Origin of the sequence: Massilia sp. MS-15, from assembly GCF_020176695.1 — a bacterium.
GTDB lineage: Bacteria > Pseudomonadota > Gammaproteobacteria > Burkholderiales > Burkholderiaceae_D > Telluria > Telluria hydrophila.
In genome coordinates, this window is the sequence record NZ_JAIWIA010000030.1 from 88,145 (window position 1) to 111,856 (window position 23,712).

24 protein-coding genes and 1 pseudogene are annotated in these 23,712 nt (G+C 66.4%); 17 read left to right on the plus strand and 8 right to left on the minus strand.

Going from position 1 to position 23,712, the window contains the following annotated elements; genetic code table 11:
* Positions 1 to 343: 343 nt before the first annotated feature.
* Positions 344 to 1,125: pseudogene (locus LCI23_RS20685) on the plus strand (transposase); the annotation flags it as partial.
* A gap of 39 nt (positions 1,126 to 1,164) precedes the next feature.
* Here the strand turns inward: LCI23_RS20685 and LCI23_RS12835 are convergent.
* Positions 1,165 to 1,674: an arsinothricin resistance N-acetyltransferase ArsN1 family B gene (locus tag LCI23_RS12835; RefSeq protein ID WP_224946840.1), complete on the minus strand. Its 510-nt coding sequence runs from the start codon at positions 1,672 to 1,674 to the stop codon at positions 1,165 to 1,167.
* A 67-nt stretch (positions 1,675 to 1,741) separates the two neighbouring features.
* Positions 1,742 to 2,563 (minus strand): alpha/beta hydrolase, encoded by an 822-nt coding sequence (locus LCI23_RS12840; RefSeq protein ID WP_224946841.1) that lies wholly within the window; start codon positions 2,561 to 2,563, stop codon positions 1,742 to 1,744.
* 91 nt (positions 2,564 to 2,654) lie between these two features.
* Here LCI23_RS12840 and LCI23_RS12845 point away from each other — a divergent pair, with 91 nt between their 5' ends.
* From LCI23_RS12845 to LCI23_RS12865, 5 genes are all read left to right on the plus strand, one after another.
* Positions 2,655 to 3,179, plus strand: a complete 525-nt coding sequence (locus LCI23_RS12845; protein WP_224946842.1) for a DUF2975 domain-containing protein — start codon at positions 2,655 to 2,657, stop codon at positions 3,177 to 3,179.
* Entirely contained in the window at positions 3,179 to 3,415 is a 237-nt protein-coding gene (locus tag LCI23_RS12850; protein WP_224946843.1) for a helix-turn-helix transcriptional regulator, read from the plus strand. The genes LCI23_RS12845 and LCI23_RS12850 overlap by 1 nt, the downstream gene beginning before the upstream one ends.
* Before the next feature lie 31 nt (positions 3,416 to 3,446).
* Complete coding sequence (bla, locus tag LCI23_RS12855; RefSeq protein WP_224946844.1) at positions 3,447 to 4,361, plus strand: subclass B3 metallo-beta-lactamase; 915 nt, start codon at positions 3,447 to 3,449, stop codon at positions 4,359 to 4,361.
* Between the two features lie 63 nt (positions 4,362 to 4,424).
* Complete coding sequence (locus LCI23_RS12860) at positions 4,425 to 5,279, plus strand: MOSC domain-containing protein (RefSeq protein ID WP_224946845.1); 855 nt, start codon at positions 4,425 to 4,427, stop codon at positions 5,277 to 5,279.
* A gap of 134 nt (positions 5,280 to 5,413) precedes the next feature.
* Positions 5,414 to 6,532, plus strand: coding sequence for a diguanylate cyclase (locus LCI23_RS12865; protein WP_224946846.1), 1,119 nt, complete (start codon positions 5,414 to 5,416; stop codon positions 6,530 to 6,532).
* 16 nt (positions 6,533 to 6,548) lie between these two features.
* Here LCI23_RS12865 and LCI23_RS12870 read toward each other — a convergent pair whose 3' ends face one another.
* Positions 6,549 to 8,528, minus strand: a complete 1,980-nt coding sequence (locus tag LCI23_RS12870; protein WP_224946847.1) for a monovalent cation:proton antiporter-2 (CPA2) family protein — start codon at positions 8,526 to 8,528, stop codon at positions 6,549 to 6,551.
* A 99-nt stretch (positions 8,529 to 8,627) separates the two neighbouring features.
* On the opposite strand from LCI23_RS12870, the gene LCI23_RS12875 reads away from it, so the two are divergent.
* The 8 genes from LCI23_RS12875 (at position 8,628) to LCI23_RS12910 (ending at position 15,281) form a co-directional block, all read left to right on the plus strand.
* Positions 8,628 to 9,650, plus strand: coding sequence for a KpsF/GutQ family sugar-phosphate isomerase (locus LCI23_RS12875; RefSeq protein WP_307727730.1), 1,023 nt, complete (start codon positions 8,628 to 8,630; stop codon positions 9,648 to 9,650).
* Entirely contained in the window at positions 9,650 to 10,180 is a 531-nt protein-coding gene (locus LCI23_RS12880; protein ID WP_224946849.1) for an HAD family hydrolase, read from the plus strand. The genes LCI23_RS12875 and LCI23_RS12880 overlap by 1 nt, the downstream gene beginning before the upstream one ends.
* A gap of 6 nt (positions 10,181 to 10,186) precedes the next feature.
* On the plus strand, positions 10,187 to 10,783 hold the full coding sequence (lptC, locus tag LCI23_RS12885) for an LPS export ABC transporter periplasmic protein LptC (protein WP_224946850.1): 597 nt from the start codon (positions 10,187 to 10,189) through the stop codon (positions 10,781 to 10,783).
* A gap of 32 nt (positions 10,784 to 10,815) precedes the next feature.
* A complete protein-coding gene (lptA, locus tag LCI23_RS12890) occupies positions 10,816 to 11,379 on the plus strand; it encodes a lipopolysaccharide transport periplasmic protein LptA (protein WP_224946851.1) in 564 nt (187 codons plus the stop codon).
* A complete protein-coding gene (lptB, locus tag LCI23_RS12895; RefSeq protein WP_224946852.1) occupies positions 11,376 to 12,137 on the plus strand; it encodes an LPS export ABC transporter ATP-binding protein in 762 nt (253 codons plus the stop codon). The genes lptA and lptB overlap by 4 nt, the downstream gene beginning before the upstream one ends.
* Positions 12,138 to 12,154: 17 nt before the next feature.
* Positions 12,155 to 13,639 carry an RNA polymerase factor sigma-54 gene (locus LCI23_RS12900; protein ID WP_224946853.1) on the plus strand — a complete coding sequence of 495 codons (1,485 nt, stop codon included), beginning with the start codon at positions 12,155 to 12,157 and terminating at the stop codon, positions 13,637 to 13,639.
* A 58-nt stretch (positions 13,640 to 13,697) separates the two neighbouring features.
* On the plus strand, positions 13,698 to 14,051 hold the full coding sequence (hpf, locus tag LCI23_RS12905; protein WP_224946854.1) for a ribosome hibernation-promoting factor, HPF/YfiA family: 354 nt from the start codon (positions 13,698 to 13,700) through the stop codon (positions 14,049 to 14,051).
* A 144-nt stretch (positions 14,052 to 14,195) separates the two neighbouring features.
* Positions 14,196 to 15,281: an enoyl-CoA hydratase/isomerase family protein gene (locus LCI23_RS12910; protein WP_224946855.1), complete on the plus strand. Its 1,086-nt coding sequence runs from the start codon at positions 14,196 to 14,198 to the stop codon at positions 15,279 to 15,281.
* 188 nt (positions 15,282 to 15,469) lie between these two features.
* Here the strand turns inward: LCI23_RS12910 and rapZ are convergent, their stop codons facing one another.
* The 5 genes from rapZ to ilvA all read right to left on the minus strand — a co-directional run bounded on the left by rapZ (position 15,470) and on the right by ilvA (position 20,674).
* Entirely contained in the window at positions 15,470 to 16,348 is an 879-nt protein-coding gene (gene rapZ / locus LCI23_RS12915; RefSeq protein WP_224946856.1) for an RNase adapter RapZ, read from the minus strand.
* A gap of 39 nt (positions 16,349 to 16,387) precedes the next feature.
* The gene (gene hprK, locus LCI23_RS12920) at positions 16,388 to 17,323 is read right to left on the minus strand and encodes an HPr(Ser) kinase/phosphatase (RefSeq protein WP_224946857.1); all 936 of its coding nucleotides are present in this window, start codon (positions 17,321 to 17,323) and stop codon (positions 16,388 to 16,390) included.
* A gap of 52 nt (positions 17,324 to 17,375) precedes the next feature.
* On the minus strand, positions 17,376 to 17,858 hold the full coding sequence (locus LCI23_RS12925; RefSeq protein ID WP_224946858.1) for a PTS sugar transporter subunit IIA: 483 nt from the start codon (positions 17,856 to 17,858) through the stop codon (positions 17,376 to 17,378).
* A 329-nt stretch (positions 17,859 to 18,187) separates the two neighbouring features.
* Positions 18,188 to 19,021 carry an NADPH-dependent 7-cyano-7-deazaguanine reductase QueF gene (gene queF / locus LCI23_RS12930; protein ID WP_224946859.1) on the minus strand — a complete coding sequence of 278 codons (834 nt, stop codon included), beginning with the start codon at positions 19,019 to 19,021 and terminating at the stop codon, positions 18,188 to 18,190.
* 114 nt (positions 19,022 to 19,135) lie between these two features.
* Positions 19,136 to 20,674, minus strand: coding sequence for a threonine ammonia-lyase, biosynthetic (ilvA, locus tag LCI23_RS12935; RefSeq protein WP_224946860.1), 1,539 nt, complete (start codon positions 20,672 to 20,674; stop codon positions 19,136 to 19,138).
* Between the two features lie 196 nt (positions 20,675 to 20,870).
* On the opposite strand from ilvA, the gene LCI23_RS12940 reads away from it, so the two are divergent.
* Genes LCI23_RS12940 through LCI23_RS12950 form a run of 3 tightly spaced genes read left to right on the plus strand, consistent with a single transcriptional unit; the run spans position 20,871 to position 23,686 of the window.
* On the plus strand, positions 20,871 to 21,374 hold the full coding sequence (locus tag LCI23_RS12940; RefSeq protein ID WP_224946861.1) for a YqaA family protein: 504 nt from the start codon (positions 20,871 to 20,873) through the stop codon (positions 21,372 to 21,374).
* Positions 21,375 to 21,425: 51 nt separating this feature from the next.
* Positions 21,426 to 23,339, plus strand: a complete 1,914-nt coding sequence (locus tag LCI23_RS12945; protein ID WP_224946862.1) for a M64 family metallopeptidase — start codon at positions 21,426 to 21,428, stop codon at positions 23,337 to 23,339.
* A 2-nt stretch (positions 23,340 to 23,341) separates the two neighbouring features.
* Positions 23,342 to 23,686, plus strand: a complete 345-nt coding sequence (locus LCI23_RS12950) for a hypothetical protein (RefSeq protein ID WP_224946863.1) — start codon at positions 23,342 to 23,344, stop codon at positions 23,684 to 23,686.
* Positions 23,687 to 23,712: the final 26 nt, after the last annotated feature.

Sequence of the window (23,712 nt, forward strand, 5' to 3'; positions counted from 1 at the left end):
GCGGTTTCTGGTGGGGGCCATGGCGCTCGGAAGTTATGCAGCCAGGCGGCTCACCCACCCCACGGGGGAGGCCAAAGGCACTCCGGCCTACGCATGTGGAACCGGCGTATGGATGTGCCTGCGCCGCCTGCACCGTGGCCAGTTCGTCTGGCTGGCGCCTGTCGACACAGGCGCCTTCCCAGTGGCGGTTGTAGGGACGAGACGTAAACTGTTTTGCTTGTAAACGTTTGCGGTTTGCGCAGCTCGCTACACCACATCGCCATGAACCTGCGCGATGAACTCGCCCGCACCGATATCGATCCCGCCATGATGGGGAAGGTGTGCGCACTGGTCGAGCAGCAGCAGGCACAGCAAAAGCGTGACGGCGGCGCCAGTACCGCCCGCGGTGATCGACGGCGGCCTGGCTGCACCCGGCCTGCTGGCCTGGGGTGCCGCCAGCAAGTACCTGGATCACCTGCCGCTGTAGCGGATCGAGAGAATCGCCGCGCGCCAGGGCGTGCCGCTGGCACGCTCGACACTGGCGCAGTGGATCGGGCGCATCGGCGTGGCCCTGCAGCCGCTGGCTGAGCGGCTGGGAGAGCTGCTGCGCCAGCGCAGCTGCTTGCAGGCCGCCAGCGGCAGCCCCCTGGCCGAGGAAGCGCTACGCTGCATCGCGCAGCTGTACGCCATCGAGCAGAACGCCGCCAGCCTGGGCCCTGCCGGGTGCCTCGAGGTGCGCGCGGCGCGCGCCGTGCCTGCACTGGGCGAACTGCACGCCTGGCTGCTGGCCACGCAGCGCACCGTCGGCAGCGGGATGGGAAAGGCCATCGAGCACGCCTTGAAACGCTGGCCAGCCCTGGTGCGCTACGCCAGCTCCGGCATCCTACCGATCGACAACAACCCGGTCGAGAATGCGATTCGCCCGATCGCCATTGGCGAGAAAAACTGGCTGTTTGCTGTTTGCTGTTTGCTGCTTCGGAGCGGGCTGGCCGCCGCGCCGCGGCCATCCAGAGCCTGTTTGCCACCGCCAAGCTCAATGGGCTGGACCTGGCCCGCTGGCTTGCCGACACCCTCGACAGACTGCCGACCTGCCCGAACAGCAAGATCGATTCGCTGCTGCCGTTTGCGGACTCTACGCCGGCTTGACTGCGCGCTGAAGGGGGGGCGGCTGGACGCCGCCGGCCTTCAGCGCATTGACTGAAGCTTCAGCTCCCAGTAGCCCACGTCGAGCCATTGTCCGAACTTCCTGCCCACTTCGCTGAAATGGGCAACCTTGGAGAAGCCCAGTGCCTCGTGCAGGCCGATGCTGGCTTCGTTCGGCAGTGCGATACCGCCGATGACGAGATGGAGTTCGCGCTTGCGCAGCTCGTCCAGCAGTGCGCCGTAGAGCACACGTCCGAACCCATGGCCAGCGGCCTGTTGGTCCAGGTAGACGGTACTCTCGACCGAGTGACGGTAGGCTGAACGCGCCCGCCACTTCGTAGCATAGGCGTAGCCACGCACGGCGCCGTCGATCTCCAGGACCAGCCAGGGCAGGCTGGCGGCGCCGACCTCCGCAATGCGCTGCGCCATGTCCTGTTCTCCGACAGCTTCTTCTTCAAACGTGATCGTCGTCGTGGCGACGTAGAGATTGTAGATGGCGCAGATGGAGGCGGCATCGGCGGCGCTTGCTAAACGGAGGCGGAAATTTTGCATGGCATTATCAAAGGGGTAGGGATATATCCTCCGGAAAGCTGTCGACCCCGGCTTCATGTCCCGTGTCTCATCGTCCCTGCACGAAGCCGCAATACGTGCCGATCGCTTCCTCGCTGCGCAAGGCGTTATTATGCCCGGCCTTCTCGAGAATGAGCAGGCGCTTGTCCCGCCCCGGAATCGCATCGAACACGGCCTTGCCCATCCAGGCCGGCGTCATCTCGTCCTTGCCCGCGGCAATCACCAGCGTGGGCGAGCGCACACCGCTGGCAGCGATGCGGTTGTCGACCTGCCGCAGCGACGCGTCCATCTCGATCCGCACGAAAGGCCGGGCATACCAGGGCATCTTCGCGTCCACCAGTTCGGTGGCGCTGGTGGCCGTGGTTTCCAGCACCGTCCCCAGCACCGGCCGCGCCTGCGCCACGTAGGCGGCCATGAAGCTGCCCAGCGACTGCCCATGCACGATCACGCGGCCCGGGTAGCGCGCATTCAGGCTGTCGAACAGGGACAGCGCATCGGCCTTCATGTTTTCCACGGTGGGCGCGCCGCCGCTGCGCCCGTAGCCGCGGTAATCGAAGACGGCCACGTTGGTGCGGCAGGAACCCAGTGTCGCCAGCAGCGTGTCCGCGTGCCGGTCCAGGTGGAACATGTTGCCGCCGAAGTAGAGCACGGTGTTGCGGGCGTCCAGCCGCTCGGCCAGGATCCCGTTCAGCAGCACGCCATCCTGCGCGACGACCGACAGATCGCGCACGGCTTCACCCGCAAAGCGTTTTTCGAGCACCGTGCCCGGCGGATCAGGCCGGATGAAATGGCGTTCTGTAACGCGCATCTGGGTACATCCAGCCAGCGCGGCACAGGCCAGCAGGGAAAGGGCAAGGCAAGGATGATGCATGGGATCTCCTGGGATATACTGATCGTAAATAAATAATCAATTAACTTTAAACGATAATAAATTAATGTTAAACGATAAGTCAATCCACCGTTTGAGCTATCTTGCGCGGGTCCTCGCCGTGGTGCTGGGCCTGATGCAGCTGGCTTATTTTCTGCTGTCCTGGTTTCCGCCCGTGTCGCTGCACGCCGGTTCCGTGGCCATGGCCTTCTATCCGCGCGGCATGGAAGCAGGCGCGGTGGCCAGCCTGGCGCCGGCGCTGCGCTGGACCGGCGCCGCACTCGCACTGCCTGCGCTGCTCGCACTCGGCTACGCGCTGCTGCGCCTGGACCGCATGCTCGGCGCCTGCGTCCAGGGCCGGATGTTCGCGCTGGCCACGATCGGCCACATGAAGGCTTTCACCGGCGCCATCCTGGCGACCCTGGTGCTGACCATCTTCGAGCCCCTGTTGCGCGCCGCGGCCTGGCGTTTCGCGATGGACAGCAGCCCCCAGCATTTCAGCATCGGCGTCTCGTCCGAAGAATGGATGCTGGTGCTGATGTGCGTGCTGTTCTTCGTGCTCGCCTCCCTGATGCACGAAGCGCGCCGGATCGCCGAGGACAACGAGGGCTTCGTCTGATGGCGATCGTGCTGCACCTGGACGTGATGCTGGCCCAGCGCAAGGTCAAATCGAAGGAGCTGGCCCAGTACGTCGGCATCACGGAGCAGAATCTCAGCCTGCTGAAATCCGGCAAGGTGAAAGGCATCCGTTTTTCGACGCTGGAAAAGATCTGCGAACGCCTCGATTGCCAGCCCGGCGACATCATTCGCTACGTGCCCGGCGCCCCCCTTGCCGACGATGACGGCGAGCCCTGAACCATTTTTCCACGACCCAGCGGAGAACCGCATGCCCTTCCAGACCTTGAGCCTCCTGGGCGCCGCACTGGCGCTGTCTACGTCCCCTGCCGCGCTGGCGCAGGACGCCATCGACTGCTCGCAGTGCGCCGAGTGGAACCAGCCGGCGAAGCCCTTCAATATCCACGGCAACGCCTGGTACGTGGGCACCGCCGGCCTGTCCGCCGTCCTGGTCACCGGTCCGCAGGGCCACGTCCTGCTCGATGGCGCGCTGCCGCAGTCGGCGCCGCTGATCCGGAAGAACATCGAAGCCCTCGGTTTCAGGATGCAGGACGTGAAGCTGATCCTGAACTCGCACGCCCATTTCGACCATGCCGGCGGCATCGCCGCGCTGCAGAAGGCGAGCGGGGCGACCGTGGCCCACAGTCCGCATGGCGCGCAGGTGCTGCGCGACGGTACCCCCGGCACCGACGATCCGCAGTACGACCCGAAGGAGCGCTTTTATATTCCCAGGGTCGAGAAGGTGAGGGAAGTGGCCGACGGCGAAACCCTGGCGGTCGGCCCGCTGCGCTTCACCGTGCACTACAGCCCCGGCCACACGCCGGGCGGCACCACCTGGACCTGGCAATCCTGCGAAGGCGGCAAGTGCCTGGACATGGTGTATGCCGACAGCCTGACCGCGGTCTCCACCGATGGCTTCCACTACACCGGGGGTGCCGGCTATCCGGACCGCTCGGCGAGCTTTCGCAAGACCATCGACCGCATCGCCAGCCTGAAGTGCGACATCGTCATCGCCGCCCACCCGGGCTTCAGCGACGTCTTCGGCAAGGCGGCGGCGAAAAGCGCCCAGGTCAATCCCTTCATCGACCCGGATGGCTGCCGCAAGCTGGCCGCCGGGGCAGGGCGCAATCTGGAAGCGCGCCTGCAGCGCGAACGTACGGAAAAGGCCGCGGCCGGCGGCCGCTGAGGCGGTGCGGCAGGCGGCGATTGCTGCCATACTGTCGGCCTCTTGTTCGCAAGCGCTGACAGCATGGCCACCGACACCCGCATCGCCGCACTCCACATCTATCCGATCAAATCCTGCGCCGGCATCGCGGTGCCGGAGGCCGCCTTCCACGTCTCCGGCCTGGTGGCCGGGGGCGTGCACGACCGCGAATGGATGCTGGTCACGCGCGAGGGTCAGTTCCTGACCCAGCGCGAGTATCCGCGCATGGCCTGCATTACGCCGCGCATCGATGGCGACGCCGTCGAGGTCAGCGCGCCTGGCATGCCGCCGCTGCGCCTGCCGCTCGCGCACGATGCGCTGGCGGCAAGCATGACGGTGCAGGTCTGGGATAGCAGCGTGCCAGCCGCCGACTGCGGCGACGCGGCGGCGGCCTGGTTCGCCGATGTGCTCCAGGCGCCGTGTCGCCTGGTGCGCTTCCGCCCCGACGTGCGGCGCCCGACCAGCATCAAATGGACGGGCGGCGTGCCGGCCGAGACCCGCTTCGCCGACGGCTACCCGGTCCTGCTGATCGGCCAGGCCTCGCTCGACGACCTCAATGCGAAACTCGCGCTGGCCGGGCGCGCCCCGCTGCCGATGGACCGCTTCCGCCCGAACCTGGTCGTGAGCGGCCTGGACGCCTTCGAGGAAGACTACCTGGCCTCGCTCTCGGACGGCGGTGTCGCGCTGCGTCCCGTGAAACCCTGCGCGCGCTGCCCGATCCCGGCCATCGACCAGGCCACCGGCATTCCCGGCCCCGATCCGCTCGACATCCTGCAGGCCTACCGCGCCAACCCGCGCATGGAAGGCGCGGTCTGCATGGGCATGAACTGCATCGTCACGGCCGGGGCGGGCGGGACGCTGCGCGTCGACCAGCAACTCGACGCCGCCATTGCATTTTGACGCGATCCTGACCAGCCTCCGGAAGGGAGAAGCGGCGGCTTCAGTGTCGCGAAAACGCCCTTGCGGGGTGATTTTTCGTTTCCAAGCCCGGAAAGATGGCGTAATGTTACGGCTATTGCTGAAAGGAATTTTCAATGCACGAGCCGGATGCGCTGACGCGAGAACTGATGCTGGAGAACGAGACCCTGCGTTCCCGCATGGCGTACCTGCTCGAACAGGCCGAGCGCAACCACTCGATCATGACGCGGCACCAGGCTTTCGACCTGCAGATCGTGGGCGCCAGCTCGTTCCAGGAACTGGTCTCGACCATCTTCGGCACCCTGCCCATCATCTCGGAACTGGACACGGTGACCCTGTCGCTGGTGGACCCGGACGCCGACATCTATACCGTGATGCACAAGCTGGGCGTGGACTACGAAGGCCTGCCCAACCTGCTGTTCTGCGAGCAGGCCGCCGAACTCGGTTTCAAGGCGCCGGAAGGACGCGTGCCGCGGCCGCTGCTGGGGCCCTATGCGCCGTCGCGCCACGGGGCGATGTTCCCGCATCCGCCCAAGGGGCTGCAGAGCGTGGCCCTGGTGCCGCTGCTGCGCAATACCCGCCTGATCGGCAGCCTGAACCTGGGCAGCGCCGACCCGAACCGCTTCACGCCGGCGCTCGGTACCGACTTCATCGAGCACATGGGATCGATCGTCGCGATCTGCCTCGAGAACGTCATCAGCAACGAGATGCTCAAGTTCATCGGCCTGACCGATTCGCTCACCGGCGTCTATAACCGCCGCTACATCGACCGCCGCCTGGTCGAAGAGATCGCGCGCGCGCGCCGTCAGGGCTACCGCATCTCCTGCATGTACATCGACATCGACCACTTCAAGCAGGTCAACGACAGCGTGGGACACCAGGGCGGCGACGACGTGCTGCGCGAAGTGGCCCAGCGCATCAAGGCCGAGCTGCGCATGTCGGATGCGCTCGGACGTTTCGGCGGCGAGGAGTTCGTGGTGCTGCTGATCGATGCCGACCTGGAAAGCGCCAGCACGGTGGCGCAGCGCATCCGCGCCAGCGTGGCGGCGGCGCCGGTGGACATCAGCGGCGGCGACCGGGTCGGTGTGACGGTGTCGATCGGGGTGGCGACGCTCGACGATTTCGAGCGCGACCATGCGATCGAGGGCGTGGCGCAGGACCTGGTGGCGCAGGCCGATACGGCGCTGTACCAGGCCAAGGCGAACGGGCGTAACCGGGTGGTGTCGCTGGCCTAGTCCGGACGCGCGGGCCCTACGACAGGCGGCTTTCGGCGCGGTCGACCGCTTCTCCCACGCCCCGCAGTACCAGCACGTCTCCCGCCAGCAGGAGCGTCGCCGGATCGAAGGACAGGCTCTGGCCACCGCGCCTGAGCGTCGTCACCTCGGCGCCGGTGTCGCCCAGCGCCAGTTCGCCCAGCGCGCGGCCGATCGCCGCGGCACCCTCGCGCAGCGTCACCGAATGCAGGCGCACGTGCGCATGCTCCGGGTCGTCGCTGACATCGCTCGCGCCATGGAAGTAGCCGCGCAGCGAAGCATAGCGCTCGTCGCGGGCCGCCTGCACCCGGTGCACCACGCGGCGCAGCGGCACGCCCATCGTCACCAGCGCGTGCGACGCCAGCATCAGGGAACTCTCCAGCGCTTCCGGAACCACCTCGGTCGCGCCGGCTTTCTTGAGCACGTCGAGGTCGCGGTCGTCGTGGCTGCGCACGATGACGGCCAGGTTCGGCGCCAGTTCGTGCACCAGGTGCAGGACCTTCAGCGCCAGCCGGGTGTCGGCGAAGGTGATCACCAGCGCGCTGGCGCGGTGGATGCCGGCCGCGATCAGGCTTTCGCGGCGCGCGGCGTCGCCGTAGGACACGTTGGCGCCGGCGCTCTGCGCTTCCTGCACCCGCTCCGGATCCAGGTCGAGCGCGTACCAGGGCAGCTTTTCCTCGGACAGCAGGTTCGCCAGGCTCTGGCCGCTGCGGCCGAAACCGGCGACGATCACGTGCTTCTGGGTCTTCATGGTGCGGCTGGCGAGCTGGGTCAGCTGCAGCGACTGCATCATCCATTCGTTGGCCGCGACCTTCATCACGATGCGGTCCATGTTCTCGATCATGAAGGGCGCGAGCAGCATCGACAGCACCATCGAGGCCAGCACCAGCTGGATCAGGAACGGATCGACCAGCTTCGAGCCCATGGCCAGGTTGAGCAGCACGAAGCCGAACTCGCCGGCCTGGGCCAACGCCAGGCCGGTGCGCATCGCCACCCCGTCCGACGAGCCGAAGGCCTTGGCGAGCAGCGCGATGATCGCGAACTTGAGCAGCACCGGGAAGATCACCAGCGCCAGCACCACCCACCAGTGCTGCAGCACCAGTCCGACATTGAGCAGCATGCCGACCGTGATGAAGAACAGCCCGAGCAGCACGTCGCGGAAGGGCTTGATGTCTTCTTCCACCTGATGCTTGTACTGGGTCTCGGAGATCAGCATGCCGGCGACAAAGGCGCCGAGGGCCAGCGACAGGCCGGCCTGCTCGGTGACCCAGGCCAGGCCGAGCGTCACCAGGAGCAGGTTGAGCATGAACAGCTCCTGCGAGCGGCGCTTGACCACCACCGTGAACCACTTGCGCATCAGCTTCTGGCCGAAGAACAGCAACAGGGCCAGCACCGCGGCCGCCTTCAGCGCCGCCCAGCCGAGCGTCACCGCCAGGTCTTCCGCGGGACGCGACAGCGAAGGAATCATGATCAGGAGCGGCACCACGGCCAGGTCCTGGAACAGCAGGATGCCGATGATGCGCCGTCCGTGCTCGCTTTCCAGTTCGAGCCGCTCGGTCAGCATCTTGACCACGATCGCGGTGGACGACATGGCGAGCGCGCCGCCAAGGGCGAACGCGGCCTGCCAGCTCACGTGCAGGGTCGGCGCCCACCAGGAGATGAACAGCCCGAAGCCCATCGCCGCCACGATGGTGAGCACCACCTGGGCCAGGCCGAGTCCGAACACGATGCGCCGCATCGACTTGAGCTGGGCCAGGGAGAATTCGAGCCCGATCGAGAACATCAGGAACACGACGCCGAATTCGGCCAGCGTATGGGTGGCGGGACTGTCGTCGGCCAGCGCCAGCGCATGGGGGCCGATCAGCACGCCGACGGCCAGGTAGCCGAGCATCGGCGGGAGCTGGAGCATCCGGAAGGCGACCACGCCGAGCACGGCGCAGCCCAGCAGGAGCAGGGTCAGTTCAAGTCCGGAATGCATTATCCCCAGTTAACTATTGGTTATCTTTGTCGTTATCTTTGTCGTGCTTTGTTACGACTGGCAAGTTTTTTGCTTGGCCAATTCGTTTATACTGCCCACATGAGTGTAACCGATGAAAAAATAATGCTGAAAAGTTTTGACGAGGCCGCCGCGCGCCGCGCGCTCGAGCTGGGCCGCGAGACCCTCGCCATCGAAGCGGACGCCATCCAGGCGCTGCATGCGCGCCTGGGCGACGACGACCATTTCGTGCGCGCCGTTGCCCTGCTGTACGGCTGCACCGGCCGGGTGGTGGTCTCGGGCATGGGCAAGTCGGGCCACGTCGGGCGCAAGATCGCCGCCACCCTGGCCTCGACCGGCACGCCGGCCATGTTCGTGCATCCCGGCGAAGCCGCGCACGGCGACCTCGGCATGGTGACCTCGCACGACGTCTTCATCGCCATCTCGAATTCCGGAGAATCCTCCGAACTGCTGGAAATCCTGCCCGTCATCAAGCGCATGGGCACCCCGGTGATCTCGATGACGGGCAAGCCGCATTCGCGCCTGGCCAAGCTGTCCGAGATCCACCTCGACATCTCGGTGGCCAAGGAAGCCTGCACCCTGAACCTGGCGCCGACCACCAGCACCACCGTGACGCTGGCCATGGGCGACGCCCTGGCCGTGTCGCTGCTGGACGCGCGCGGATTCCGCGAGGAAGACTTTGCGATGTCGCACCCGGGCGGCGCCCTCGGCCGCCGCCTCCTGACCCACGTGCGCGACGTGATGCGCAGCGGCGACGCCGTGCCAAGCGTCTCGCCCGACACGCCGCTGACGCGCGCGCTGCTGGAGATCAGCCAGAAGGGCATGGGCATGACCGCCGTGGTCGACGACGAACGGCGCCCGGTCGGCGTGTTCACCGACGGCGACCTGCGCCGCCTGATCGAGCGCGTGACCGACTTCTCGAACATCGCGATCCGCGACGTGATGCACGCGAACCCGCGCCGCATCCATCCGGAACAGCTGGCGGTGGACGCCGTCGCCGTGATGGAGGAATTCCGCATCAACCAGATGCTGGTGGTGGACCATGACGAGCGCCTGGTGGGCGCGCTGCACATCCACGACCTGACCCGCGCCAAGGTGATCTGATGACGCCGCTCCAGCACATGCAGCGCGCCGCGCGCGTCAAGGTCATGATCTTCGATGTCGACGGCGTGCTCACCGACGGCAGCCTGACCTACGGCCCGGACGGCGAGGTCACCAAGACCTTCAACGTGCTCGACGGCCTTGGCATCCAGCTGCTGAACAAGACCGGCGTGCGGACCGCCATCATCAGCGCGCGCAAATCGCCGATCGTGCTCAGGCGCGCCGCCGACCTGGGCATCTCGCACGTCTACCAGGGCATCCACGACAAGCGGGTCGGCTTCAAGGAGCTGCTCGAAGCAACAGGCGTCACGCCCGAAGAATGCGGCTACATCGGCGACGACGTGATCGACCTGCCGCTGTTCACCCGGGTCGGCTTCGCCGTCACCGTGCCCTCGGGCCACCCGGAAGTGCAGCACCGCGCCCACTACGTCACGCAGAACGCGGGCGGCCGCGGCGCCGTGCGCGAGGTGTGCGACCTCGTCATGCGTGCCCAGGGCACCTATGAACAGGCGCTGGCGCCGTATTTCGGCTGACGACGCATGGTCAACTACAAGCGCACCGCCCACCGCTGGAAGCTGCTGGCGATCATGATGATCGCCACCTTCTGCGCCTTCGGCAGCTTCTGGCTGGTGCAGTTGATGGACGACGAAGACCGCGACGCCCGCCTTGGCGGGCCGCTCGACGAGCCGGACTACATCGTCGAGAATTTCTCCTTCGTGCGCATGACGCCCGAGGGCAAGCCGAACTACGTGGTGTCGGGCCGGCGCATGGCGCACACGCCGCAGGGCGACGTGTCGCGGGTCGAGGCGCCGGTGCTGGAGGGCATGGCGCCCGGCCGGCCGCGCATGACCATCGTCGCCAGCCGCGCCGAGATCTATCACGAGGAGCACCGGGTCGAACTGCTCGGCAAGGTCGACATCCAGCGTCCGGCCACGCCCACCAGCGAAGCGCTGCGCGTGCGCACCGAGGCCCTGACCGTCTTGCCCGACGAGGAAATCCTCAGGACCCGGCTTCCGATCGAGATGCAGCTGGGCGCCGCCACCGTGCACGGCACCGGCATGGAGGCCAACAACGCAACCCAGAAGCTGCACCTGGCCAGCCGTGGCCAGATCGTCTATCCGCCCCGCGCGCGCTAGCAGCAGCGCGCGGTTAACCCAGGACCAGCAACATGAAAAAACTCTTCGCCGCCGTCTTCCTCAGCCTGGCCGCCTTCGGCGCCTCGGCCGAGCGCGCGGATTCGCTCAAGCAGGCCGTGATCACCTTCGACACGCTCGACGTGGACGAGGTCACCCAGACCCGCATCCTCACCGGCAACGTGGTGATCACGCGCGGCACCCTGGTGCTCAAGTCGGACCGCGCATTGATGAAGGAAACGCCGGAAGGCTACATGAGCGTGACCCTCACCGCCAACAGCGGCAAGACCGCCACCTTCCGCCAGAAGCGCGACGGCGGCCCCGACCTGTGGGTCGAAGGCCAGGCCCAGCGCATCGAATACGATGACCGCGCCGAACTGGTGAAGCTGTTCGCGAATGCCGAAGTGCGCGAGCTCGAGAACGGCCGCATGAGCAACGAGATCCGCGGTCCCTTCATCTCCTACGACAACCGCAAGCAGGTGGCGCAGGTGCGCAACGACGTCAGCGGCGCCAGCAAGGTCGGCGGCGGACGCGGCACCCTGATCATCGCGCCGCGCCGCAACCCGGCCGCGGCACCTGCCGAGGGTGCCAAGCAATGACGGCAGCATCCGCGGGCTGCAGCACCCTGATCGTCAAGGGCCTGCAGAAGAGTTATGGCAAGCGCCTGGTGGTGCGCGACGTCTCGCTGCAGGTCGACTGCGGCGAGGTGGTCGGCCTGCTCGGTCCGAACGGTGCCGGCAAGACCACTTCCTTCTACATGATCGTCGGCCTGGTGCCGTCGGATGCCGGCACCATCGACATCAACGGTACCGACATTTCCAGCCTGCCGATCCACCGGCGCGCGGTGCTGGGCCTGTCCTACCTGCCGCAGGAAGCCTCGGTGTTCCGCAAGCTCACGGTCGAGGACAACATCCGCGCCGTGCTCGAACTGCAGCACGACGCCAATGGCAAGGCGCTGTCGAAGAACGAGATCAACGAACGGCTCGACACCCTGCTGGCCGATCTGCAGATCGAGAAGCTGCGCGAGAATCCGGCGCTGTCGCTGTCGGGTGGCGAGCGGCGCCGCGTGGAGATCGCGCGCGCCCTGGCCACCAACCCGCGCTTCGTGCTGCTGGACGAACCCTTCGCCGGGGTCGACCCGATCGCCGTGATCGAGATCCAGCGCATCGTGCGCTTCCTGAAGGAGCGCAACATCGGGGTCCTGATTACCGACCACAACGTGCGCGAGACGCTCGGCATCTGCGACCGCGCCTATATCATCAACCAGGGCGCCGTGCTGGCCTCGGGCCGCCCTGACGACATCATCGCCGACGAATCGGTGCGCCGCGTCTACCTGGGCGAGCACTTCCGCATGTAGCCACGAACGCCTCCTGCATGAAACAGTCCCTCCAGCTTCGCACCTCGCAGCACCTGGCGCTCACGCCGCAACTGCAGCAGTCGATCCGGCTGCTGCAGCTGTCCACGCTCGAACTGCATCAGGAAATCGAGCAGCTCCTGCATGACAATCCCTTGCTGGAGCGGCTCGACGATCCGCTCGACCGCTCGGTGCGGCTGCTGGCTGACGGCGCCATCAACAGCGCGCCGGCCAGCGGCGAGGCGCCGCAGCCGGGCCAGGAAGCGGCCGATGCCGGCGCGCCGAAGGAAGGCGAGGGGTTCGAGGACGGCGCCGCCGACGGCGAGCGCGGAGACGGCAGGGAGGGCGATAGCGACTGGGGTGGCGAAGGCGGCGGCGCGCGCAGCGGCGACGACGAGGATGGCCGCCCGCAGCTGGAAGCCGAAGGCATTTCGCTGCGCCAGCACCTGGCCGAGCAGATCCGCCTGACCGGCTGCAGCCTGCGCGACCGCGCGCTGGCCGAGCTGGTGATCGACGCGCTCGACGACAACGGCTACCTGGAAGAGCCGCTCGACGAGATCCATGCGCGCCTGCCGGCCGAGCTCGAGATCGAGATGGACGAGCTGCGCTGCGCGCTGGCGCTGGTGCAGAGCCTGGACCCGGTGGGCGTGGGCGCGCGCAGCGCGGCCGAATGCCTGGCGCTGCAGCTGCGCCGCATGCCGGGCGTGCCGCTGGTGACGCGGCGCCTGGCGCTGACCATCGTCGAAGGCTACCTGAGCTGGTTCGCCCAGCGCGAATACACCAAGCTGAAAAAGGCGCTCGACTGCGACGACGAAGACTTGCGCGAGGTGCAGGCCGTGGTTCGCCAGTGCAATCCGCACCCGGGCGCGGCCTTTGCCGCGAACGTGTCGGACTACGTGGTGCCGGACGTGATCGTGCGCCGCGCCAGGAGCGGCTGGGCGGTCTCGCTCAACCCGGACGTGATGCCCAAGCTGCGCGTGAACAGCCTGTACGCCAGCCTGCTCAAGCAGGGCAAGAGCGAAAGCCAGATGGGCGCGCAGCTGCAGGAAGCGAAGTGGCTGATCAAGAACATGCGCCAGCGCTTCGATACGATCCTGCGCGTCGCCGAGGCGATCGTCGAGCGCCAGCGCAACTTTTTCAGCCACGGCGCGGTTGCCATGCGCCCTCTTGTTTTGCGTGAGATAGCTGATACACTAGGCCTACACGAGAGCACGATCTCGCGTGTGACCACGCAGAAATACATGCTGACCCCGCACGGCATGTTCGAGCTGAAGTACTTTTTCGGAAGCCACGTCGCCACCGAAGCGGGGGGAGAAGCCTCCTCGACGGCGATCCGCGCGCTCATCGCGCAATTGACAGGAGCAGAAGACCCTAGGAATCCTCTTTCCGACAGCAAGATCGCGGAGATGCTCGGGGAACAAGGCATGGTCATTGCGCGCAGGACGGTCGCCAAATACCGTGAAGCGCTCAAGATTCCGCCCGTCAGCCTCCGCAAATCCCTGTAAAGCACCTGCCCACCCCCACCTTGTGGCGCGGGCGGGGCACCTTTCCAAAGGAGTGTGTATGAACCTCACAATCAGCGGCCACCATCTCGAAGTCACCCCCGCCATCCGTGAATACGTTCAGAATAAGCTCGAGCGCATCACCCGCCATTTCGATCACGTGATCGACACCCACGTGTTCCTCGCCATCGATAATCTCACCGAAAAAGAAAAAAGGCAGAAAGCCGAGATCAACCTCCAGGTGTCGGGCAAGATTTTGCATGTGGCCAGCGCCGCGCAAGACTTGTATGCGGCGATCGATACGCTGATGGACAGGCTGGATCGACAGGTTCTGAAACACAAATCCATGTTGCAAGACCATAGCCACGTGGCGCACAAGCGCCTTCCGGACAACGGAGAAGCTGCCGCCGCGTAAAGACGGGCTGTAGCCACCAATCGCAAGGGCGTCGGAGGGACGCCCTTTTTGCTTTCCGCAAATCATCAGTTGTTACTTTTCAGTGCTTCGGTTTGGCGCTGGACTTCTGTAGAATGCATGTCTTTTCGACCACAGAAGCCCATCATGACCGACACCGTCCTGACCCGCGTCGCCAACCGCACCGGCGTCATTACGCTGGACCGCCCGAAAGCCCTGAACTCGCTCTCGCTCGACATGGTGCGCGCCCTGAGCGCCATCCTGCTGCAATGGAAGGAGGATGCCGGCGTCGAGGCGGTCGTGATCACCAGCAGCAGCGAGAAGGCCTTGTGCGCTGGCGGCGACATCCGTTTCTTTCACGAAATGGGGCGCGTCACGCCGATGGGCGGCAGCGCGCTGCTGGAAGATTTCTTCACCGAGGAATACGCGCTGAACCACCTGATCCACTTCTATCCGAAGCCGTATATCGCGGTGATGGATGGCGTGGTGATGGGCGGCGGCATGGGCATCGCCCAGGGCGGCCCGGAGTGCGGACTGCGCATCGTTACCGAACGCACGAAAATGGCCATGCCCGAGGTGAACATCGGCCTGTTCCCGGACGTGGGCGGCAGCCACTTCCTGTCGCATGCGCCGGGCCAGCTGGGCCAGTACCTGGGCTTGAGCGGGCTGACCATCGGCGCCGCCGATGCGCTCTACGTGGGCCTGGCGGACGTGTTCGTGCCGGGCGCCGAGCTGGGCGCGCTGATGGCGCTGGTGGAAGCGACACCGGGCGCGCAGCTGCCGCAGGCCATCCGCGACTTCGCGGCGCCGTTCGCCACCCAGGCGGGAACGAGCGAGCTGCAGGCCCAGCGCGGCGTGGTCGACGCGCACTTCGGCGCGGCCTCGGTGGGCGCGATCATGGCCTCGCTCGAGCGCGACGAGAACCCGTTCGCGCAGAAGGCGCTCAAGGCCATGCGCCAGCGCTCGCCCCTGATGATGTGCGTGACCCACGAACTGCTGCAGCGCGGCGCCGCGCTCGGGGTGGCGGACTGCCTGCGCATGGAACGCAACCTGGTGCGCCGCAATTTCGAGCACGGCGAAGTGCTGGAAGGCGTGCGCGCGCTGGTGATCGACAAGGACAACCAGCCGCGCTGGAATCCGCCGACGCTCGAAGGCGTGACGCAGGAGATGGTGGACCGGTTCTTCGAGCCGGTGTGGCCGGACCATGCGCATCCGCTGCGCCACCTGGCCTGACAGCTGTTCTTCGTAGGGTGGGCAGATTCCTGCCCACGCGGTCAAGCAGCACAAGATCTGCCGGCCCGGCTGATTGACAGCCAACGATCGCCGCGTGGGCGGAGGACCGCCCACCCTACGCGACGGATCAGGGCCCGCAGGCCGTATTCCCCCGCGGCGTGCTTCTGGGTCAAGGACCGCAGGCCGTATTACCCCGCCGTGTGCTTCGGCTGCTCCCGATGCCGGACGATCACCCGCTCGCTCTGCCCGAAATACGCCCCCAGCCGCTCCGCCATGTACACCGAGCGGTGCTGCCCGCCGGTGCATCCCACCGCTACCGTCAGGTAGGACCGGTTATCGGTCTTGAAGGAGGGCAGCCACTTGGCCACGAAGGCGCGGATATCCTCCAGCATCTCGGTCGCGCTGGGCTGGGCGTCGAGGAAGTCGATCACCGGCTGGTCGCGCCCAGTCAGCGGGCGCAGCGCCAGGTCGTAGTAGGGGTTCGGCACCGCGCGCACGTCGAACACAAAGTCCGCGTCCAGCGGCACGCCCACCTTGAAGGCGAAGGACTCGAAGAACAGGGTCAGCGGCGCGTGCTGGAGGTCGGCCAGTTCCTTGACCCAGGCGCGCAGCTTGTTGGCCGACAGTTCCGAGGTGTCGATCACGTGGCCCAGGTTCTCGATCGCCGACAGCCGCTCGCGTTCCTCGGCGATGCATTCGATCAGGGTACGGCGCGAGGCCGGGTTCTCGCCGGGGCGCAGTTCGTGCGACAGCGGATGGCTGCGCCGGGTCTCGGAAAATCGCGCCACCAGCGAGTGCGTGCTCGAGGTCAGGAACATCACCTTCAGGCTGTGGCCTTCTTCCTTCAGGCGGCGCACGCTCACCGGCAGTTCCACCAGCGATTCGGCACTGCGCGCATCGACCGCGACCGCGATCCTGTCGGTGCCCTTCTCGCTGACCGCGTCGACCAGGGCCGGCAGCAGGGCCGGCGGCAGGTTGTCGACGCAGTAGTAGCCTGCGTCTTCCAGGACATTCAGGGCAACCGATTTGCCCGAGCCGGAAATACCGGTAATGAGGACGATGTGCATGGCCGGGATGATAACCCAAACCTGCCGCGCATTGCGGACCTAGTCGCCGCTCATCGCTTGACGTTGCCGCTCCATGAATTCCTGCAGCGTGTCGATGCCGCGCAGCTGCAGGATGGTATTGCGTACCGCCGCTTCCAGCAGCACCGCGATGTTGCGGCCGGCCGCCACCGGAATGACGACTTTGCGGATCGGCAGGCCGAGCACATCCTCGGTCGGGTGGTGGAAGGGCAGGCGCTCGACTTCTTCGTCGAGCGTGCCGCGCTTGACCAGGTGGACGATCAGCTTCAAGCGCATCTTGCGCCGCACCGCCGTCTCGCCGAAGATCGCCTTGATGTCCAGCAGGCCCAGGCCGCGCACTTCCAGCAGGTTCTGCAGAAGCGGCGGGCAGCGGCCCTCGATCATGTTGGGCGCGATGCGCGAGAATTCCACCGCGTCGTCGGCCACCAGGCCGTGCGAGCGCGAGATCAGTTCCAGCCCCAGCTCGCTCTTGCCCAGGCCCGATTCGCCGGTGATCAGCACGCCCACGCCCAGCACGTCCATGAACACGCCGTGCATGATGACGCGCTGCGCCAGCTTCTTGGAGAGATAGACGCGCAGGAAGTCGATCACCTGCGCCGCCGGTAGCGGGGTCGAGAACAGGGGAATGTTCTGCTCGTCGCAGATGGCGAGGATGTCGGGCGGGGTTTCCAGGCCCTGCGCGATGATCAGGGCCGGCGGGCCGCCGCCGATCAGTTCGCCGATCACGTGGGTACGCGAGCTCGATTTCAGGCGGTGGTAGTAGTTCAGTTCCTGGTGCCCGAAGACCTGGATCCGGCCGGGGTGGATCAGGTTCAGGTGGCCGACCTGGTCGGCGGCCGAGGCCGCGTCGCCCGCGATCTGCCGCTCGCCGCCAGGGAAACCCGCGAACCAGCCCAGTTGCAGGCTGTCCCGGTTATCGTCGTACAGCCTTTGGATGGTCAGCGGGGTCTGCAGCATGGGCATGGCATCAGGACGCGGCGACATTGCCGCGTAGATAGTCTACTATGAGTCAGCCCAGGGCCTGCAGGCTCGGCTGCCAATTGATGATGCGCTCGTGGACCGATTTCGGGTCCGGGTCGGTGGCCAGTGCCTGGCGCACGGCTTCGTCCGAGAACAGCTCGGCGATCTCCGACAGGATTTCCAGGTGCTGCTGGGTGACATGGTCCGGGATCAGGAGGAAGAACAGCAGGCTGACCGGCTGGCCGTCGGGCGATTCGAAAGGAATCGGTTCCTTCAGGCGAACGAAGGCGGCCAGCGGCGACTTCAGGCTCTTGGAACCCTTGATGCGGCCGTGCGGCACCGCGACCCCGTGGCCGAGGCCGGTGGAGCCGAGGCGTTCGCGCGCGAACAGGTTGTCCGAGACGGTCGAACGCGCGATGCCGCAATTGTTTTCGAAAATCAGGCCGGCCTGCTCGAAGGCGCGCTTCTTGCTGGAGACTTCCAGGTCGAGCTGCACGTTCTCGAGTGAGAGGATTTTGCTTAGGTTCGTCATGACTAGTGTGCGATGCACAGGGTAGCTGCTTGCGAGGCGGAATTATAGGCCTGTTTCAGGACAGTGACATTTGATTTCGCATCTGTACAGGCATACAGTCAAGCAGGCAGGGAAAGTGTGGCGGAAGCATCCGTTTCTCCATGGAAAGCAGACCTGCGGAAAACGCAATTTCTTAAACGAAATCCCACCCAAACCGTGGCAAACGCGGCGCACCGGGCCGTGCGCCGTCTTTTCCCCGTATTCTGCCTGTTTTTTGATCGGGCGTTTCGGCTGCCGTTCACGTGGCGCGCAAGGCCGGCGGCTGTGGCTGAAAACGCACAGCCCGCCGCTTACTGGCGTGCGCCGCGCAGGTTGCCCGGCATGCCGGTGCTGAAATTGGCGCGCCAGGGGTTGATGTCCAGGCCGCCGCGGCGGGTATAGCGTGCATACACCGCCAGCTTGGTCGGCCGGCACTGGCGCAGCACGTCCGTGAAGATGCGCTCGACGCACTGTTCGTGGAATTCGTTGTGCTCGCGAAAGCCGATCAGGTACTTGAGCAGGCCTTCCTGCTCGATCTGCGGTCCCACGTAGTGGATCTGCACGCTGCCCCAGTCCGGCTGGCCGGTGACCAGGCAGTTCGATTTCAGCAGGTGCGAGACCAGGGTTTCCTCGACCGGTGCCTCGTGCATGCTGGCCGACAGCAGCTGCGGCGCGGGCTGGTAGGCGTCGATCTCGATGTCGAGGCGGTCAAGCAGGGTGCCTTCCAGTTCGCCCATCCTCAGGCTGCCGAAGGCGTCGGGCGTGGTGAGCGCCACGTGCACCGGCGCGCCGAAGGCGCTTGATAAGTCCTGGCGCAGCAGTTCCACCAGTGCGTCGGTGCCGGCCAGGCGGGTCTGGTTGAACGAGTTCAGGTACAGCTTGAACGACTTCGATTCGACGATGTTGGGCGAGTCGGCGGGCGCCGTGATGGTGGCGATCGCCACCTGCGGCTTGCCGCGCATGTTCAGCCACGACAGCTCGTAGGCGTTCCAGATGTCGACCCCGAAGAAGGGCAGGCGGGTGCCGGCGCCCAGGCCGATCTCTTCGCGCTTTTGCAGGCGCGGGATCGGGAACAGCAGTTCGGGAGCGTACTGGCTCTGGTAGGCGGAGGATTTACCGAGTGGCGATTGGTCAGGAGTATTCATGGCAACAGGGGCGCTTGTGGCGCCCGTAGGGTGGCCGGCTGTGCCGGCCCCGCGTTCAGGTTAGCTTGCATACCGGCGGCCCGGGTAGGGCCGCGGTACAAAAATGGGTCGTGCTTATGCGCCCAGGAACAGCTTGTAGACCGGGTTGGCGCTCTCGTCCCAGTAGCGGTAGCCGAGGGTGGCGAGGAATTGCCGGAATTCGTCCATCTCGGCGGCCGGCACCTGGATGCCGACCAGGATGCGGCCCACGTCGCCGCCCTGGTTCCGGTAGTGGAACAGCGAGATGTTCCAGTTCGGCGCCATGCTGTCCAGGAAGCGCATCAGGGCGCCGGGCCGTTCGGGAAACTCGAAACGATACAGCAATTCGTCTTGCGCCAGTGCGCTTTTTCCGCCCACCAGGTGGCGGATGTGCAGCTTGGCCATCTCGTCGTGGGTCAGGTCGAGGGTGCGGAAGTCGTGCGACTCGAAGGTAGCAGCGAGCAGGCCCGACTCGCTGCGGCTGCCGACCTGTACCCCGACGAAGATGTGCGCCTCGCGCGCATCGCTGATGCGGTAGTTGAACTCGGTGACGTTGCGCGGCCCGACCAGCGCGCAGAAGCGCCGGAAGCTGCCGCGCTGCTCGGGGATGGTCACCGCGAACACGGCTTCGCGCGATTCGCCCAGCTCGGCCCGTTCGGCCACGAAGCGCAGGCGGTCGAAGTTCATGTTGGCGCCGCAGGCCACCGCCACCAGGGTCTCGCCCCTGACCGGTTCGCGCGCCATCTGCGAACGTTCCACATAGGCCTTGGCCCCGGCCACCGCCAGCGCGCCGGCCGGCTCGAGGATGCTGCGGGTGTCCTGGAACACATCCTGGATCGCGGCGCAGATCGCGTCGGTATCGACCAGGACGATCTCGTCGACCACCTGCTGCGCCACGCGGAAGGTCTCCACGCCCACCTGGCGCACCGCGGTGCCGTCCGAGAACAGGCCGACGTCGTTCAGGGTCACGCGCTCGCCGGCCTTCAGGCTGCGCGCCATCGCGTCCGAATCGACGGTCTGCACCCCGATCACCCGGATGTCCGGACGCACCGCCTTGATGTAGGCGCCCACGCCCGCGATCAGGCCACCGCCGCCGATGGCCACGAAGACCGCGTGGATCGGGCCCGCGTGCTGGCGCAGGATCTCCATGCCGATCGTGCCCTGGCCGGCGATCACGTCGGGGTCGTCGAAGGGGTGGACGAAGCTCAGGCCCTGCTCCTTTTCGAGCAGCAGCGCGTGGTGGTAGGCGTCGGTATACGACTCGCCATGCAGCACCACTTCGACGCTGGCGCCGCCGCGCGCCCTGACCGCATCGACCTTCACCTGCGGGGTGGTGGTGGGCATCACCACCAGCGCGCGGCAGCCAAGCCGGCTCGCCGACAGGGCCACGCCCTGGGCATGGTTGCCGGCCGAGGCGCAGATCACGCCGCGCCGCAGCGCTTCCGGCGCCAGCTGGGCCATCTTGTTGTAGGCCCCGCGCAGCTTGAAGCTGAACACGCTCTGCATGTCCTCGCGCTTGAAGTAGATGCGGTTGCCGATGCGCTGCGACAGGGTGGGGGCGTATTCGAGCGGCGTTTCTTCGGCCACGTCGTAGACGCGGGCGGTCAGGATTTTCTTGAGGTAGTCGGTAGTCATGGTCGGCAATCGGTTTGCAGGGCCGGCGGGGAATGGGGCCGGCGGTCCGGACGACGCACACTGACTGGCTCGGAGGGTGACCGGCGCGTGTCGTGGCGATACGGCTGGCCGGGTGGGCTGCGGCGTATCGTGTCGTTACGATGAGTGATCCTCATTATAATGGACACCCGTCGTCCTTGCCCAAGACCCCTCTCCGATGATCGAATCCGCCGTCCTCTGGCTGCTCAACGTCCTTGCCGCGCCGGCCGTCGGACTGACTTCCATCTTCATCATCAGCTTCGTCTCGGCCACCCTGCTGCCGCTCGGGTCGGAGCCGGCCGTATTCGCCGTGGTCAAGGCCAATCCGGCCATGTTCTGGCCGGCGGTGCTGGTGGGCACGCTCGGCAACACTCTGGGCGGGGCGGTCGACTACTTCATCGGCTACCGCGCCAAGATCGCCTTCGCCAAGGAGCGCCAGAGCCGCTGGTTCGGCTGGCTCAAGAAATACGGGGCCAAAACCATGCTGCTGTCCTGGCTGCCGGGCGTGGGCGACCCGCTGTGCACCCTGGCCGGCTGGCTGCACCTGCCGTTCTGGCCGAGCGTGATGTACATGGCGATCGGTAAGTTCGCACGCTACGTCAGCATGACCGTCGTACTGCTCTACATCCCGGACGGCTTCTGGAAGACCCTGGGCGACTTCTTCGAACGCCTGATCGGCTAATGGCTGTGCTAGAGTGTAATATTTGCAACAACCGAACCCGCGCTTACCACCATGGCCGATGTCACCCCGCTGCGCTCGAACGGCGCCCCCGCCGCCCGTGTCGATATCACCTTTGTCGCCGAGGGCTACCTGGCCAGCGAACGCGACAAGTTCCTGGCCGATGCGGCCCGCTTCCTCGACTACATGTTCAACTCGGGCAACGCCGCCCTGAACACGCCATTCTCGCAGTACCAGGACTACTTCAATGCCAACGCCCTGTTCGTGGCCTCGAACCAGTCGCGCTGGGACGTCACCTCGGGCATGGCCGACACCTATTTCAAGGCCAATACCTACCTGGCCGACGGACGCCTGGTGTACGGCGACAGCGCCAAGGTGTACGACACGGTACGCGCCAGCCTGCCGCAGAATGCGCAGGACATCACCATCATCCTGGTCAATTCCAAGGCCTACGGCGGGGCCGGCGGCTCGCTGTCCTGGGTCACTACCGGCAACCTGTCCTCGGCCGAGATCCTGCTGCATGAACTGGGCCACAGCGTGGCCGGCATGGCCGACGAATACGTCGATGCGGCGCTCGGTTCCAGCCCCCTGAACGGGCCGCTGCGCCTGCCGAACGTCACCAGTGAAAAGGAGTCCCCGCCCTGGGCGGCCTGGCTCGGCTACGAGGACAGCCTGGGGAAGGTCGGCGTCTACGAAGGCGGCTACTACCGCTCCAGCGGGGTCTGGCGCGCTACCCAGGATTCAAAGATGCTGCACCTGGGCCAGCCCTTCAATGCGCCGCAGAAGGAGGCGCTGGCGCTGAGCTTCTACCGCCTGGCGGGCGACTACCTGGCGCTCGACGCGCGCATTCCCGGCCTGTACATCGCCGATGTGCCGGACCCCACGCGCCTGGCCTATACCTGGAGCCGCGACGGCGCCGTCCTGTCCACCGACTACCGCTTCGACGCCTATGGCGCCAGCCTGCATGGCAGTGGCGCGCAGCTCACCCTGTCGACGCGCGACGCCACTGGCCTGATCCGCACGGGCCTGGACGGCACGCGCCAAAGCGAGAGCGTGACACTGCAGGGGCAGGTGGTCGACATGGCCGGAGACCATGCCAGCATCGCCGACGGCGGCCGCCTGTTCCGCTTCGATGGCGGCAGCAACACCGTGTCCTTCCAGGCCGGCGCCGCCGCCTCCTATGTCGATGGCGGCAACGGGGTGGACACCCTGATGCTGGGACTGGCGCAGGGGCAGTTCACGCTGGAGCAGCTGGCCACCGGCACCTGGTTGCTGGGCGGCGCGGCGGCGCCGCTGCTGGCGCTGCGCAACGTCGAGTTCATCCAGTTCAGCGACACGCTGCGCGCGCTGGCCGAGCTGGTGTTCGGGGCGGGCGGCAACGACTACCTGCATAACCGCCCCGCCAGCGAAGTGGTGGATGGCGGCGCCGGCACCGACCTGCTGCGCTACGGCGGCGCACGCGCCGGCTTCGTGGTCGAGAAGAGCGGGGGCGGCTTCACCGTCACCGACCGCGCCAGCGGCGCGGCCGACGTCCTCGCCAGCGTCGAGCGCCTGCTGTTCGACGATGCCGTCATCGCGCTCGACATCGACGGCGTCGGCGGACAGGTGTACCGCCTGTACCAGGCCGCCTTCGACCGCGTGCCCGACAGCGGCGGACTGGGCTACTGGATCGCGGCCATGGACGGCGGCTACAGCCTGCACGAGGTGGCAAAGCTGTTCATGGATCAGAACGAATTCAGGGCCCTGTATGGCAGCGCTACCAACAATGCCCAGATCATCGACAAGCTGTACCAGCACATCCTGCACCGGCCCGGGGACAGCGGCGGCACGGCCTTCTGGCTGGACATCCTGGACCAGGGCAAGGCCGACCTGGCCGCGGTGCTGGCCGCCATCAGCGAAAGCCGGGAAAACCAGGATGCCGTGGCCAGCCTGATCGGCGACGGCTTCGCCTACACGCCCTGGGGTTGAGCATGGAAGGCAAGGACATGGACAAGCCGTCGAAGGCGCCCAGCCTGCTGGTGCTGGCGCTGATCCTCGTTGCGCTGGCCGTGTTCGGCTTCTTCGGCGCCAGGATGATGCTGAGCAAGCATGCGGCGAATACCGAGCAGCAGCTGGCCCTGGTCTGGCCGGGGCTGGCACGCCTGCCGCAGGGGGAGCGCAACTTCCTGGTCGAGCTCGCGCTGACCTGCAATGTGTCGGCGCGTCCGGCGACGCGGCCCGAGGTGGTCGAATGCCTGCGCTCGGTGAGCGGCGGGGCGCAGTCGGAGACCGGGGCGCGCCTGGAGCGCCTGCTCGGCCAGGCGCCGGCGCCGTAAACCGCTTGCCCGCAGGTCCTTTGCAG

What these genes read in the sequence shown, in the direction of transcription:
- bla (WP_224946844.1), top strand. Translation starts at nt 3,447, where the DNA reads ATGCCCTTCCAGACCTTGAGCCTCCTGGGCGCCGCACTGGCGCTGTCT.
- hprK (WP_224946857.1), bottom strand. Translation starts at nt 17,323, where the DNA reads ATGCTGCAGACCCCGCTGACCATCCAAAGGCTGTACGACGATAACCGG.
- LCI23_RS12835 (WP_224946840.1), bottom strand. Translation starts at nt 1,674, where the DNA reads ATGCAAAATTTCCGCCTCCGTTTAGCAAGCGCCGCCGATGCCGCCTCC.
- lptB (WP_224946852.1), top strand. Translation starts at nt 11,376, where the DNA reads ATGACGGCAGCATCCGCGGGCTGCAGCACCCTGATCGTCAAGGGCCTG.
- LCI23_RS12910 (WP_224946855.1), top strand. Translation starts at nt 14,196, where the DNA reads ATGACCGACACCGTCCTGACCCGCGTCGCCAACCGCACCGGCGTCATT.
- rapZ (WP_224946856.1), bottom strand. Translation starts at nt 16,348, where the DNA reads ATGCACATCGTCCTCATTACCGGTATTTCCGGCTCGGGCAAATCGGTT.
- lptC (WP_224946850.1), top strand. Translation starts at nt 10,187, where the DNA reads ATGGTCAACTACAAGCGCACCGCCCACCGCTGGAAGCTGCTGGCGATC.
- LCI23_RS12875 (WP_307727730.1), top strand. Translation starts at nt 8,628, where the DNA reads ATGAGTGTAACCGATGAAAAAATAATGCTGAAAAGTTTTGACGAGGCC.
- queF (WP_224946859.1), bottom strand. Translation starts at nt 19,021, where the DNA reads ATGAATACTCCTGACCAATCGCCACTCGGTAAATCCTCCGCCTACCAG.
- LCI23_RS12850 (WP_224946843.1), top strand. Translation starts at nt 3,179, where the DNA reads ATGGCGATCGTGCTGCACCTGGACGTGATGCTGGCCCAGCGCAAGGTC.
- LCI23_RS12865 (WP_224946846.1), top strand. Translation starts at nt 5,414, where the DNA reads ATGCACGAGCCGGATGCGCTGACGCGAGAACTGATGCTGGAGAACGAG.
- LCI23_RS12860 (WP_224946845.1), top strand. Translation starts at nt 4,425, where the DNA reads ATGGCCACCGACACCCGCATCGCCGCACTCCACATCTATCCGATCAAA.
- LCI23_RS12950 (WP_224946863.1), top strand. Translation starts at nt 23,342, where the DNA reads ATGGAAGGCAAGGACATGGACAAGCCGTCGAAGGCGCCCAGCCTGCTG.
- ilvA (WP_224946860.1), bottom strand. Translation starts at nt 20,674, where the DNA reads ATGACTACCGACTACCTCAAGAAAATCCTGACCGCCCGCGTCTACGAC.
- LCI23_RS12900 (WP_224946853.1), top strand. Translation starts at nt 12,155, where the DNA reads ATGAAACAGTCCCTCCAGCTTCGCACCTCGCAGCACCTGGCGCTCACG.
- LCI23_RS12940 (WP_224946861.1), top strand. Translation starts at nt 20,871, where the DNA reads ATGATCGAATCCGCCGTCCTCTGGCTGCTCAACGTCCTTGCCGCGCCG.
- lptA (WP_224946851.1), top strand. Translation starts at nt 10,816, where the DNA reads ATGAAAAAACTCTTCGCCGCCGTCTTCCTCAGCCTGGCCGCCTTCGGC.
- LCI23_RS12945 (WP_224946862.1), top strand. Translation starts at nt 21,426, where the DNA reads ATGGCCGATGTCACCCCGCTGCGCTCGAACGGCGCCCCCGCCGCCCGT.
- hpf (WP_224946854.1), top strand. Translation starts at nt 13,698, where the DNA reads ATGAACCTCACAATCAGCGGCCACCATCTCGAAGTCACCCCCGCCATC.
- LCI23_RS12880 (WP_224946849.1), top strand. Translation starts at nt 9,650, where the DNA reads ATGACGCCGCTCCAGCACATGCAGCGCGCCGCGCGCGTCAAGGTCATG.
- LCI23_RS12870 (WP_224946847.1), bottom strand. Translation starts at nt 8,528, where the DNA reads ATGCATTCCGGACTTGAACTGACCCTGCTCCTGCTGGGCTGCGCCGTG.
- LCI23_RS12840 (WP_224946841.1), bottom strand. Translation starts at nt 2,563, where the DNA reads ATGCATCATCCTTGCCTTGCCCTTTCCCTGCTGGCCTGTGCCGCGCTG.
- LCI23_RS12925 (WP_224946858.1), bottom strand. Translation starts at nt 17,858, where the DNA reads ATGACGAACCTAAGCAAAATCCTCTCACTCGAGAACGTGCAGCTCGAC.